General features: G+C 47.1%; 13 protein-coding genes. 3 read left to right on the top strand and 10 right to left on the bottom strand.

Translation table 11 applies throughout. The features are described from left to right. The first annotated feature begins 61 nt into the window (after window positions 1-61). A complete protein-coding gene (locus LCH85_18370) occupies window positions 62-871 on the top strand; it encodes an HNH endonuclease (GenBank protein ID MCA0353966.1) in 810 nt (269 codons plus the stop codon). Window positions 872-1,100: 229 nt separating this feature from the next. Here LCH85_18370 and LCH85_18365 read toward each other — a convergent pair whose 3' ends face one another. Further along, complete coding sequence (locus LCH85_18365) at window positions 1,101-2,549, bottom strand: hypothetical protein (GenBank protein MCA0353965.1); 1,449 nt, start codon at window positions 2,547-2,549, stop codon at window positions 1,101-1,103. A 179-nt stretch (window positions 2,550-2,728) separates the two neighbouring features. Between LCH85_18365 and LCH85_18360 the strand changes: the two genes are divergently transcribed. Next, complete coding sequence (locus LCH85_18360) at window positions 2,729-3,985, top strand: carboxypeptidase regulatory-like domain-containing protein (GenBank protein ID MCA0353964.1); 1,257 nt, start codon at window positions 2,729-2,731, stop codon at window positions 3,983-3,985. Between the two features lie 227 nt (window positions 3,986-4,212). Here LCH85_18360 and LCH85_18355 read toward each other — a convergent pair whose 3' ends face one another. The 9 genes from LCH85_18355 to LCH85_18315 all read right to left on the bottom strand — a co-directional run bounded on the left by LCH85_18355 (window position 4,213) and on the right by LCH85_18315 (window position 11,907). Continuing rightward, window positions 4,213-5,466, bottom strand: coding sequence for a glycosyltransferase family 4 protein (locus tag LCH85_18355; protein ID MCA0353963.1), 1,254 nt, complete (start codon window positions 5,464-5,466; stop codon window positions 4,213-4,215). A 133-nt stretch (window positions 5,467-5,599) separates the two neighbouring features. Further along, entirely contained in the window at window positions 5,600-6,538 is a 939-nt protein-coding gene (locus tag LCH85_18350; protein ID MCA0353962.1) for a ribose-phosphate pyrophosphokinase, read from the bottom strand. Window positions 6,539-6,583: 45 nt separating this feature from the next. Further along, window positions 6,584-7,963, bottom strand: coding sequence for a bifunctional UDP-N-acetylglucosamine diphosphorylase/glucosamine-1-phosphate N-acetyltransferase GlmU (glmU, locus tag LCH85_18345; GenBank protein MCA0353961.1), 1,380 nt, complete (start codon window positions 7,961-7,963; stop codon window positions 6,584-6,586). Window positions 7,964-8,081: 118 nt separating this feature from the next. Continuing rightward, window positions 8,082-8,396: a hypothetical protein gene (locus LCH85_18340; GenBank protein ID MCA0353960.1), complete on the bottom strand. Its 315-nt coding sequence runs from the start codon at window positions 8,394-8,396 to the stop codon at window positions 8,082-8,084. Window positions 8,397-8,480: 84 nt separating this feature from the next. Beyond that, window positions 8,481-8,924, bottom strand: a complete 444-nt coding sequence (locus LCH85_18335) for a hypothetical protein (GenBank protein ID MCA0353959.1) — start codon at window positions 8,922-8,924, stop codon at window positions 8,481-8,483. 57 nt (window positions 8,925-8,981) lie between these two features. After that, window positions 8,982-9,287 carry a hypothetical protein gene (locus tag LCH85_18330; protein MCA0353958.1) on the bottom strand — a complete coding sequence of 102 codons (306 nt, stop codon included), beginning with the start codon at window positions 9,285-9,287 and terminating at the stop codon, window positions 8,982-8,984. Between the two features lie 10 nt (window positions 9,288-9,297). Further along, window positions 9,298-9,855, bottom strand: coding sequence for a hypothetical protein (locus LCH85_18325; protein MCA0353957.1), 558 nt, complete (start codon window positions 9,853-9,855; stop codon window positions 9,298-9,300). A 305-nt stretch (window positions 9,856-10,160) separates the two neighbouring features. Further along, window positions 10,161-11,102 carry a HEAT repeat domain-containing protein gene (locus tag LCH85_18320; GenBank protein MCA0353956.1) on the bottom strand — a complete coding sequence of 314 codons (942 nt, stop codon included), beginning with the start codon at window positions 11,100-11,102 and terminating at the stop codon, window positions 10,161-10,163. A 103-nt stretch (window positions 11,103-11,205) separates the two neighbouring features. Beyond that, window positions 11,206-11,907, bottom strand: a complete 702-nt coding sequence (locus LCH85_18315; protein ID MCA0353955.1) for a hypothetical protein — start codon at window positions 11,905-11,907, stop codon at window positions 11,206-11,208. 601 nt (window positions 11,908-12,508) lie between these two features. On the opposite strand from LCH85_18315, the gene LCH85_18310 reads away from it, so the two are divergent. Next, entirely contained in the window at window positions 12,509-13,525 is a 1,017-nt protein-coding gene (locus LCH85_18310) for a GTP-binding protein (GenBank protein ID MCA0353954.1), read from the top strand. Window positions 13,526-13,607 lie beyond the last annotated feature (82 nt).

The raw sequence follows: 13,607 nt of genomic DNA, 5'->3' as shown, positions 1-13,607 counted from the left end.
GGTTCTATGCTCTATTTAGTTTAAGTAATATCCTCAGTCCTGATTGTAGGAGTTGTTTTATATGACTATTCCTCAAAGAGTTGATCAAGCAACTATTTATGTTTATCCCAAAGATGACCTAGCACTTAGGAATGATGGATATCAGAAAATATTAGTTAATTATGTTTACACTAAAGAAATAAATAATTATATTCGAATCATATTTAAAGAAAAAGGGTATAAAAAAGAAAGATATCTATTTAAGGATGATACAATAGTGATTGTACAAGGATGGAATACCCCAGATTTGCCAGATAATAGAAAAATTGTGCAAAATGATGAAATTATGATTGTATCTACAATGCGACATGAGGTGTATTCTCACCAATGGATTGAAGAATTTAATTCGATTATTGACCCTTGGATACAATCAAATCCTGAACGCCTTATCCTAGATCTACGAAAACAACCTATACAAAATGTATCTACTGTCGAAGAAGATTGGTCAACTGCAATCCAAGGAAATTTGTTTGACTTACCAGCAACACAAGCTCATCAACCAATAGCAAGTCCAGAGATTTTCATTGAGGGGGCAGAATATCAATCATTAGTAACTCGTTATGAGCGAAATCCCGAAGCCCGTCAACGTTGTATTGAGCACTATGGGTCAACTTGTGTTATTTGCAATTTTGATTTTGCCAAAGCCTATGGCGAATTAGCAAAAGGTTTTATCCATATCCATCATCTTAAGCCGCTGGCTAGTATTGGCGAAAACTACGAAATTGATCCCATTGATGATTTGCGCCCTGTATGCCCGAATTGTCATGCTGTTATTCATATGCGCAAAGAGCCATATACGATGGATGAAGTTCGTAACATGCTTCAACATTAATCTGAATATTAGTCATAGCCCAATATCATGATTGAATAGTAGAGATTTTTGTATTCTCAATAATTAAGCATATTATTGCTTGATCTATTACACGTCTATAATCCTCAAATTGAACTTTAGGGGGTGCAGGGGGATGAAAACACCCTGCGTTTCCCTCCAGCGGAGGGACGGAAGGGAGGAGAAACACGATAAAATCGAAAATCCATACCCCCTCATTCAATCACAATCCTTACCCAACTATTGCTTGCAATAATTTCAACTGTTGCTCCCACAATTGAGCCGCGATCAAATCTGAGGCGCGGCGTTGCCACTTATAAAAGGTATCTTCATCAATATCAGCCAACCAACTTAACACACTCGCATCAATTAATGGATCACTAAGGCCGCGCCGCAGCCAATCGATCGCAGTTTTGCGGTTGATTTCGCGCACATAGGGTAGATACAGCACATTGTACCAACGCCAAGCATCGCCACTGCCCAAGGCTTGGCTGGCATCAGGTCGCAGTTGCTCGATTGCTTGCAACAGCAGTTCGCGGGCAATCGCACTGCGATTCAGCCGATTATCTTCTAGGGCTTTACTTTGCACAATATTGCTGACTAAAGCGCTACTCAGTAAGGGATTTTGGGCTAATTGAACTGGATTTTTCAAGCCACTGATCGCCCGTCGCACTGCATCGTTCCAAGCTTTATCGGGCTTCGCATCAACAATTACTGGAGCTGGGGTTGGGGTTGGAGTTGAGGCCAAGGCAAGCGCAAATTCGCGCGATTGGCTACGCGCCTCTTGTTCAGCTCGCGAAAAGAACAAGCGATCAAGCCAGCGTCGCCCACGATCTAACCCAGTGTGGCTGATAATCACACACGCCAAAAGCAAGGCCAATTGGCTGGGTCGCAGCAGATCTAAAATATTTACGCTAATTAAGTAGATTAAGGCGAGGATGCTAATTTCGCAAAAGCTATAAATCAAATCGCGCAGCACATTCTGGCCTTGCAGCAATAAGCCAAATCGCACCAACCCAAAACCTGTAATCAACAAGCCAGCAAAAATCGGCATATACCCATAGAAAAGTGGCCATGTGCCCGTGCTGATCAAGCGGGCCAACAAACTGCTTGTGCCAATTAAGAACCCTAAAGCTCCCAATACCAAACTGGCCAAACTGCGCCGTGCCATGGCGGTTTCGGCGATGCGCCAACTTGCCACCAAATGCCAGATCGCCACGCTGACACAGCCCATCACATAGGCACTATAGATTGGGTAGGCTGGGCCTGTACCAATAATTTGGCTACCACTGGCAAGCAGCACTGGATCGGCATAATTCAACAACCAATTGCTGAAACTACCCAAGCCAATTAAGATTAATCCAATAACGCCGACCAACCAACGTTCAGGTTTGGTGATCGTGGCAATACTCGGTTGCAAGGTTTGGTGAATCAGGCTACATACGATCAGCCAAGCAGTAATTGGCAGTACCGAACTCCACCAAAACCCGCGTTCTAAACTGACCAGTTGCTCAAGATTCAGCCCTTCGCCGCCCAGCACACCTGAGCCAAAAAAGCCCATCAAGCCGAATAGGCTGATAATGCTGGCCCAAAATAGCCATGAGCGTTGGGGCGTGCGGGTGGCGATAAACAACGCTAACCAGAGTGCTCCGCCAAACCCAAATAAATGTGCCTCGACCATCGACTTTTCTCCCTTGGCCTAGCTAGATTTCTTGCGCCGAATAGTGCTATTATGCGTTACTTTTGGCGCTTGCCAAGCCGCATGCAGCACTTAACAGCCTAGTTGTACAGTAATTGCCAGCATCCAAACTGGTTGAGCCAGCAAAATTAAGCCATACTCAATTGCAAAAGGAGCACGTTATGCAATGGTTCAAGCGTTCTTGGCGCAAAATTCTAGGAATTATGGTTGGCCTTTTGGCAATTGGTTTGGTGTGGTTGCTCACCACTGATAACGTAACAATCTGGCCAATTCGCAATACCCTACGTTATCAATTCGATCAATGGCGAGCCGACGGCCAAATGTCCAGTCAGCCAACCGCCGATCGCAGCCTTGTTGGGTGCATTACCAATGCGCAGCAGCAACCAATCGTTGGGGCAATTGTGGCTGTCAGCGAGCGTAACGGCAGCTTACATCGGGCGAGCAGCGATCGTCAAGGCTGTTATCGGCTTGGCAATTTGCCAGCTAACCAATATCGCTTATTGGTGACTGCGCCGAGTTATCGCGATTATCTGATTGATGTTGATGTGCAGCAGGCCCAAACTGAGCAGCATGCACAACTTTTGCCGGCAATTGCCCCAAGTTATGCCCCGGTCGAAAAACTCGTGATTGGACAAACCAGCGTGGTTAGCCGAACTACGCCCTACCCTACCCAAGCCTTGCGCCAACAGGTGCAAGTTTGGAGCAATAACGGCGAGCAGCAATTAACCCTGCTCTATCGACCAATTACGGCAACTCAGCCGTTGCCGTTGATGTTGGCGGTCTACCCTGGCCCTGCCGACGAATGGGAGAGTGTGAGCATTCCCTTGGCCGAGCGCGGCTATAGCGTGTTAGCGGTTGGCCCAGCCTACAGCCTCGACCTCGAAACTGATATTGCCGATCTCAAGCGCTTGCTGGTATTGGCTCGTGGTGGCTCGTTCGTGGGAGTTGATGGCAGCCGGATTGCGATTATGGCAGGCAGTTATAGCAGCCTCCACGTTTTGCGCCTGCTGCAAGACGATGTTGGTTTTACTGGCGTAGTGTTGTTGGGGCCAATTAGCGATTTGTTTGCCATGCGCGAGAGCTTTGTGGCCGGAACATTTATGCCGCCGTTTGGGCTTGATCAAGCCTTGATCGCCTTGGGTTATCCCGACGAGGAGATTCAGCGCTATGCCAGCTATTCGGCTCAACTACACCCTCGCGCCGATTTGCCGCCGATTTTGTTGATGCACAGTCGGAATGATGAAGTTGTGCCCGCCAGTCAATCAGAATTTTTGGCTGAGCAATGGCGGGGCTTGGGCATTGAGGTTGAAAGTTATTTTTTCGATGGCATGTCACATTATCTGCGGGCGGTCGAGCCTTCGCCAGAGCTTGATGAGCTGTATCGCATAACCTTAGATTTTTTGGCACGGGTTAATTAGTTTGAAGGATGAGGGATGAGGGATGAGGGATGAAGAACTTAGGGCATGGAGATCGGTTGTTAGGGATTGGGGATCGGAAATTTAACGCAGAGGCGCAGAGAGATTAGGGCTATAGGCGTTGGGCTATAGGAAAATAATCTGGGTCAATCTGTGCCAATCTGTGGCTAAAAACCCTAACCTTCGTGCGCTTCGCGTTCTTCGTGGATCAATTATAGTTGTAGGATATGTTATGAGCCTTGTTCGCGTTGCAAGCTCGTCGGAAATTCAGGTAGCGGATTGCCTGCCCGTTTAGCCAATACTCGCTCATAAATTGCTTCGATCTGGCGGGCAGCTAGCTCCCAAGAGTGTTCGTTGACCGCACGAGTGCGTACAGTTTGCGCCAAATTATGCCGTCGCTCGGGGTTATCGATCAAACCTAGAATTTCGTCGGCTAGCGATTGGGCATCGCCAAACTTGGCATAAACCCCAGCGTCGCCCAAAATTTCATGGCTGACTGGCGTATCAAACGTGATCACAGGCAAACCAACCGCCATATAATTGGGAATTTTGCCAGCGCCTTCAGTTGCCGACATTTTGGGAGCAACCGCCACATCGCCTAAGGCCAAGTAGGCATGGGCATCTTTGTATAAAATGCGACCTGGCATGGTCACGATATCAGCAACGCCCAGCGATTCGGCCAATGCCAAATACGAGCGCACATCAGGATAGCCCATAATCAAGAAATGCACGTCATCGCGCTGCTGGCGAATAATCTGGGCGGCTTCGAGCAACACGTTTGTGCCCTGATAGGCTGCCAACAAACCCAAATAGGCCACAATTTTGCGGCCTGACGGAATTCCCAACTCGCTGCGAATGCGTTCACGCTCAGCATGCCATTCAGCCGAGCCATCGAAGGGTCTGAAGCGATCGGTGTTAACGCTATCTGGCACAGTGTAAAGCCGTTCCGCTGGAAACTTCCAATCATCGCGGAGCATATTGGCGGCGTTGAAGGAGCTGGTTAAAACAGCATCGGCGGTGCGATTAATTTTATTTTCGAGCCAATGGAATGGTTTATAAAACATGCCATCGCGTTTAAGAAAGCCGTGATCAAGCATCTCGGCAGTGAGGCTGCCTTGATAATCGAACACCAGCGGAACCTTGAACATGCGCGAAAGCACACTACCAATCAAAGCCGATTCGTGAATATGAGCATGGATCAAATCGGGCTTGATTTCCATGGCAACCCGTAAAGCTCGCCACGAAAGTGCCACATCCAAATACATTTTATGATGCGAAGCCCCGACCATCGTGCGCTTAACCCATGGAACGTCCCATGAGCGGCGAATTTCAAAGCCTGGCATATTATCGCCATTATGATAGGTTGCAATAACAATGCGATGACCCAATTTTTGCAGGGCGCGAGTTTCTTCCCAAATCCGCACGTGTGCGCCGTAATCTGCAAAAAACGAGGTTGAGGCAATGCTCAGGATGGTGTAAGCCATTCACGAAACTCCTTTAAGGTCAGGGCTATTCTAACGCATCTCATCAGGAGGGCAAGTTTTGCTCCGCCAAACAAAAAAGCGCTGCTAGAAACAAAGCTAGCAGCGCTTGATTTAAGTTATCTGTAAGTTGAGTTTAGCTGAATAATGCGCTCAAGGAAAGATCTTTGTGAATCCGAATAATGGCTTCGGCAAACAACGATGCTACCGAAATTTGGGCAATCCGCGCGGCGCTGGCTTCGGCAGGCAAGGGAATCGTGTCGGTAACCAGCACTTCTTCCATCACCGAATCGCCCAGCAATTCGACCGCATTGCCAGCAAAAATGCCGTGAGTAGCACAGGCCACCACGCTAATTGCGCCGCGTTCTTTGAGGGTTTTGGCAGCTTCGGCCAAGGTTCCCCCAGTTGAAATCATGTCGTCGAAGATTACCGCGTGCTTGCCAGCAACGTCGCCGACCATTTCGACCACTTCAGAAACATCGGGTGCTGGGCGTTGCTTGGCGATAATTGCCAAACTTGCGCCGATGCGTTCGCGGAATTTATTAGCGCGACCCACACCGCCAGCATCGGGCGAAACCACCACCACATTTTTCATGTTGCGGCTACGAAAGTGGTCGGCGATCAATGGCCCAGCTTGCAAGTGATCAACGGGAATATCGAAAAAGCCCTCGATTGCTGGCGCATGCAAATCCATGGTCAGCACCCGATCAGCTCCGGCGGTCGCGATCAAGTTGGCGACCAATTTAGCTGAGATCGGCTCACGCCCAGTAGTTTTCTTCTCTTGCTTGGCATAGCCATAGTAAGGAATCACCGCTGTTACCCGTTGAGCCGAAGCTCGGCGTAGGGCATCGATCATCAACAACAACTCCATGAGATGATGATCAACTGGCGTAGTTAAGGATTGCACGATAAATACATCGGAGCCACGCACGTTTTCTTCAAGCTGCACGCGAGTTTCGCCATTCTTGAAAACGCCGACAATAGCCCGACCTAAATTCAAATTCAGATGCGATGCGATACTGCGAGCTAACGGGATGTTGGCATTACCCGTAAAAATCTGCAATCGCCCGTCCATTCGATGCCCCCCAAGTTAGTAATTGGTCAATGAAAAATCCGTTGCCTACTCGTTCTCACTCTGCTCAAGCTTGCGGTGGCGAATGACGCGGGCTGGCATACCCACGGCCACGCCGCCATCAGGTATATCTTTGGTCACAACTGAACCGGCTCCGGTAATTGCGTTTTCGCCAATTTTAACTGGCGCACGCAACAGCGAATCGGAGCCAATAAAGGCATTCGCGCCAATCTCGGTGCGATGCTTTTTGCCGTCAGCAGTAAAATTGCAGGTAATCGTGCCAGCACCAATATTAACATTCTCGCCGATTGTGGCATCGCCAACATAGGAAAAATGGCCCATTTTTGTGCCAGCGCCTAGGGTTGCGTTTTTCACCTCACCGAAGTTGCCCATATGCACATGTTCCATCAGGTGTGCACCGCGACGCAGATGCCCATATGGCCCGATGTTGGCTCCCAAATCCATTTGGGCTTGCTCAACGACTGAATAGCTAATTTTGCAATGGTCACCAATCTGCGAAGCTTCAATTAAGCTGTTGGGGCCGATCAAACAATTTGTCCCAATGGTGGTGCGGCCTTTGATAATTGTGCCAGGCAATAGGGTCGTATCCATACCAACTTGCACATCGTGATCAACAAAGGTCGTAGCAGGATCAACCACGGTCACTCCGGCCAACATCAAGGCACGAATTTTCCGCGCATTCAAAATTGCCCCAACTTGGGCCAACTGAATTCGATCATTCACCCCCAAGGCTTCATCGGGGTCGCGTAACTGAATAGCAGCTACTGCGCCAAGGCCATGCTCGTGCAGCGCAATCTCAACCAAATCAGTCAAATAATATTCGCCATTCAAGCTATTGGGCTGTACCTGCTCGAGGGCATTCCAGAGCCAAGCGCCATCGTAGAGCGCCACACCTTGATTCACTTCAGTAATTCGGCGTTGTTCGGGAGTGGCGTTGCGTTCTTCAACAATCGCTTGGACTGCGCCTGTTGCGTCGCGCACAATCCGACCATAGCCAGTTGGCGGATCGGCTTGAAAGCTGACGATCGCGGCTTTGGCATTGGTGGTGCGGCGCACTGCCAATAATTCGAGCAGCGATTCATGGCGCATCAATGGATCAGCGCCATACAACACCAGCACTTCATCGACCTTGCCTTCGAGTTCGGCGCGAGCTTGCGCCACCGCATGGCCCGTGCCAAGTCGCTCGTGTTGCACCACATAACGATAGCGATGGCCAAACGCGGCACTAATTGGGGCTAAAGTATCTTCGCTTACGACCAATACAATCTGCTGTGCGCCAACCGCATCGGCCAGACGGGTCACATGCTCAACTAATGGCAATCCGGCAACAGGATGTAAAACTTTCGGTAAGCTCGAACGCATGCGCGTCCCTTGACCAGCAGCCAACACAACCACACCGAGTGTCATAGTTCAACGCTCCCCATTGCAAGCTAAATATCGTAAATCTATCCAAGGGCTATCTTAGCAGAAAATTGCGGCGACGCGGGCGCTCCTGCGAGGGAACTTTCGGGGGATGGGTTGAGCTTTAATAGCGATTAAACAACATACTCGCCAACACTCCTGCGGCGAGCCAATGCAAAACATACAACGTTACCGTGACCGAATGAAGGCCTAGAGCAACAATTAGCCCAACCAAGCCGAGACTTATGGTATAGCTCAGCCACACCATCCATGGCTGCCAAACAATCGCCGTAAACCAGCGAATCAGGCCAACCACCAACCAAAAGCCCAACAATAACCCCAGCCAAAACGAATCAAGCAGAGCGTACAACAAGAGGGGCACTAGCCCATACAATAGGCCGCTAGCGATGTATTCGTGTTTGAGCCGAAACTGCCGCATGCTCAACCTTTCGATAAGTGTTCAGCAACAGTTCGTCATTGATCGCTTTATGGATGAAGCTGATTTTGCCAAAACTACGCATAATTATGCATCCTGTCGAATTAAAAAGATGCTATCAGCATCGTGGCTGATAATCAGCAAATCACGTTTGTGTTGAATAATTTCTTCAGGAAACATCATATCGTGCTGCCAAATTATTTGATTAGCCCGATTATCGTGAATAATGCTCGTGCTAAGCTTGCGATATTGCTGCGCCAACGGTGTAAATAACGTTTCGGCATCGTTGGCAAGCATAATCACCAAATCATAATCAACAAACATCTCAAACCAAATGCCATCAGCTTGGGCAAAGGCTTGATTATGGTAGCAAAACACGATTAAATGCTGCTCTTTGACCATTTGATCAAGCAATTCAGCGGTATCGCGAACTGAAAGCCAATTTGTTGCTGATTCAGCTAACTCGCCATCAAGCTGATATTCGGTAACCTGCCAATTGAGCCTTTGCAACCGCCACGGTTCAACTGGCATATTTCGCCCTAGAATCCAATCGAAGAATTTCATAAACATCCATTGTTCCTTTCCTAACTATACATTAGGTATAATTTTGATACCTGCTGCGCTAAAAGCATCGAGCCAAGCTTGGAATTGTTTGGAAACAAAGAAGAAACCAAGTAGCGCGTCATTGGGATGCTGGCGATAATTAATTTCAAAGCCTTGTTTGCCAAACCAAATAAAGCGTTTGCGTAACTTAATATAGCTAATTTGTTCCAATGGTAGCTCAAGCATCACGATTGGTGCTAAAAAATTGCGATGTTTAACCAGTAAACGCTGCTGATTAAAATCGATCGATAATCCGCTATACATCAGATTGAATCGTTGATATTCTTGCATGATATTCACCTCATTCTTTCGATTCATCTTCTAGCTTGACTTGTAAGCTCATTAATCGAAATGCATCACTGCTTTGAAGATATTGTGATTTTTCGCTGATGCTAAATGATACTAATTTATCATTTACAGCTATTGCACCGCTTCTCGAAAATGATTCTGTATCCATTTTATTATGGCTACGAATATGCAATAGTAATTCAGCAACATTATTTATTTGATTTAATATTGCTGATTCATTTTTATTATTAACTTTATCGATAAGCATAAAGATATCGCCATTTTCAAGATTTACCGCCAGAAATTCGATTTTAAGCGGATCGTTGGCAATTTTCCCCAAGCTTTCGAGCGTACCGCTATAGGTATTGGTAAAATTAGCATTGGCGCTAGGGATCGTAGGATCAAGCACCATAAATTCTGGCGGCAGCACAACCGTTAATTTGCCTTGTTTAAATGTTTGCCAACCTGCTGGTGGGGTTACTGGAGCAACAGGCTGAATTGACCAAACATACACCCCAATCAATGCCATTATGCAAAGTAATCCAACGATAATCCAACGTGTAGTACGCATCTCCCACTCTCTTCCTCAATTAAATAAGAAACCTAATGTAATTAATGATGAAACAGATAAGCGCAATAGAAATAATAATAATATTGACTATTGGATTAAATTTCTTTTGAAAAAGTAAAAATAACCCTGTTAATAAAAAACCTATGGTACCAAAAATTTCAATCCAGCGTGTATCGCCCGTAAGCATCTTATAGCTTTGCATAATTCCTACAGAGATCGACGACAATCCAGCGACGAGATTGAGTATATTGACATATTTCTGGTTCATAACCACTCCATTCAATTCAATTTGAAACTCGTTTATGCTACGCTAAAGTGCTGGCAGGGTTGCCAACCAACAAGCTTTGTAGGCGGTTAAGCGCTTTGCGGGCGGCGGTTGCCACCAAGGCACGGGTGTGCGTTTGCGCCTGATCATTTAATAATGCAACCAATGCCGGAATCGCCCGTGGATCGTGGAACATGCCGAGCGCTAAGGCGGCCCAATAGCGCAGATTGGGATCGGGATCATTTAAAAAAGCTAAGGTTGGCTCAAATGTTTGGTCGCCAAATAAGGCCAGTGCATGGACAACTTGGCTGGGCTTGATCGCAGTTTCACGGCGAATGTAGGCCCAAAGTGACTCGAAGGCACTAAAATCGCCCAACTGACAGAGCGCTAAACCAGCCTTTTCGCGCACTTCGGCTGTTGAATCTTGCAGCGCTGAGATCAAAGTTTGGTTGGTAGTAGAGTCGAATATGAGTTGGCTCAGTGCTTCAATACAGGTTGTGCGGACAATCGGCGCTTCGCCCTGATCGGCTAGAATTTGCAAGAGCCACGGGCGAGCTTGTTCGGCTTTGAGCATACCCAAGGCTGTTGCCGCGCATAGCCGTGAACGAGGCTGATTGATCAACTGGCTTAAACACCAGTCGATTGCCTGCGGATCGCCAATTTCGCCAAGGCTGATTAAACCGTGGTCAAGTAGCATCTGGTCGGGCGATTGTTGAACTAGCGCTAATAGAGCTTGAGTTGCTGGTTGCAGTAGGCTGGGCGAGTTGCGCCGTGCACCCCACAAGCCAATCGAACGAATCGCGTTAATTTGCACCACTTGATCCGCATCATTTAATAAGTCAATCAAGATCGCCAGTGCTAAGGGCTTGTTGGAGCAACGCAAATCGTAAGCGATGGTTTGGCGTTGCTCAGCCTCAGGATGCTGTGCCAGTGCCTGCATTTCGGCGAAACTGTAGGTTTCAGTAGGTTCAATTGGCTGCATATTTGTAAATCTCTCAGCGGTAAAATAGGTGATCTAAGCCTAGCAAAAAGCCTCGGCTGCTGGCTCCTACCAGAGCCCGAGGCTAACCAAGTGGTGATCTAAATTAGTTGTTGTTAATGGTAGCAAGATTTGGCATATGAAGTTTGGTATTTATTAATGAAGGTTCATAGGCAATCAAGCAAAATGGGTAAACTTGCGGCGCTGGCGTATCATCATTGATCCCATTGTAGATCGAGATCTGTGGAATCAAATATTCGGCGGCGGCAAGGCTTTTGAGTAACCCAAATTGATTTGGCCGACAATCCACAGGCGCGTCACTTCGAATCAATTGTTGATGCTCTGATTCGCAGACCCATGAGTGAATATTGTTATAATCGAACCAGCCTAGCTCAACCCCAAGCCACAGACCTTGTTGAATTGGCAGTTGCTTGGGTTGCTGAAGCATGGTTAAAAATCCTTCTGGTTGCTCACTTGGCCGTTTTGCAGTTTGTTCAGCCATAAATTGCTCGTGATACGCTGCTGCCAAGCCAATTCTAACAATCTGCAATTCTGTGCGCGGGTTTGGTAATTTGTAGGCAAATTCTTGGGCTAATTCGAGCGTAGTAAATAGATTGGGCAGCAATAATCCAGCTTGGTTTTTTGTATACCAATCAGCTAAATCTTTCGCCAGCAAATCACTCGGCTCAGCGCTGAAATAACGCCACCAGTGCTCAGGCAGTGCGTTGAAACTACAGTCGCGTAATGCATACATCGTTTCTGGGAAAAGTTGCGGATCAAGGTCTGATGGACGCTGAATCCGGGTCATAAGCAGATAACCACAATCGTACCAAATCATGTTGTAAACCTTCCTCAATCTATGAACCCTAGTTTGAAGCATCGGCATGAAGCGTTGCAGGAATTTCATTTGGTTTGGATCAAAAATAATGCTCCCCAGACGCTAGCTACCGAGAAATTATCGGATATAAACACGGTTTTACACTACAACCAAGGCCTGAATTAACCATGGAACCAAAGAACCAAGCAATCACTATTGATGTGTTAGACATAGAAAATGTGCCCAGCAAACAAAACCACCATGAGATCTGCTGACACTCATGGTGGTTCCTAGAAATTTGCAAACTGGGCATCGGTCAATTCATGGCGAGCCATACCCACATCCTATCGGAGCGTCTACCATAGAATTATCAGACAGAGCCTAGTATTTTATGAAGAAGCGAGGAAGAAGTATATCATAGCATCTGGTTCACCTCACCAGACTTCTTTTATTGATTGGATTAGCAGTTGTGCAAAATAACTGGTCGTTAAAAGGTGGTATATCAATAATTACTCAATTGGAAACCATTACTTGATCTGCATTGCAGTTTTCAACCCTGCTAAAATTCGATTAGGCCAATAAGGAGTGTGTGATGAGTGACGCAACTGCTATTCCAATGACGATTTTGACCGGATTTTTGGGCGCAGGCAAAACTACCCTGCTCAATCGGCTGCTTAGTGCCCAGCATGGCCTCAAAATCGCGGTGCTGGTTAACGATTTTGGCGAGATTAATATTGACTCGCAATTGGTAGTTGGGGTTGAAAACGACGCTGTAATTAATTTGGCGAATGGCTGTATTTGCTGCACCATTCGCGAGGATTTGCTCACTACCACCCTCGAATTGCTTGAGCGCGATGATCGACCTGAATATATCATTGTCGAAGCTAGCGGCGTTTCCGACCCGGTTTCGGTGGCATTAACCTTCCGTTTGCCAGCCCTCCGCTCGTTGATCAACCTCGATTCGATTGTGGCGGTCGTTGATGCTGAGCATATTCACCAACAACGCGAGCAATTGATCCAAGTCGTCGATCAAATTGCTGCTGCTGATATTGTGGTTATCAATAAAATCGATTTGGTTGATGCTGAGCAACAGCAACGGGTGATTGCCTGGATTCAAACGATTGTGCCACGGGCGCGAATTTTGAGCGCTGAATATGGCGAGGTTCCGGTTGATTTGCTGTTGGGAGTCGGCCAATATCGCATCGATGTGCAGGCTGAAGCGCATCCCACCCAGCATCAACACAACGAAGAATGGCAAACCTGGAATTACCAAACTGATCAGCCTTTTACCATGAGTAGCCTGCAACACGCCTTCCAACAATTGCCAACTACGATTTTTCGTGCCAAAGGGATTATGTATCTAGCCGAAGCGCCTGAACGGCGGGCAATTGTTCAATTGGCGGGCAAACGTGCTAGTTTGCGGCTTAGTGAGCCATGGGGCGCAACCACTCCGTACAGCCAAATTGTGGTGATTGGCCGCAGCAATAGCTTTGATCCAGCTGAATTGACCCAACATTTTAATGCTTGTTTGGCAGATGCCACGCAAGAACCACGCGAAGAAATTCTGACTGTGGCTGAATGGCGGCGTAAATATCAAGCCCAATCATAAAACTAATAGATTTAGTCTTGACAAATACCTCGAAAACTAATAGCATTATCTTTATAAACTAATTGAATTAGTCTTGAGGTGA

Source organism: Chloroflexota bacterium, assembly GCA_020161265.1.
Lineage (GTDB): Bacteria > Chloroflexota > Chloroflexia > Chloroflexales > Herpetosiphonaceae > Herpetosiphon.
This window is presented reverse-complemented; position numbering and strand designations above follow the sequence as displayed.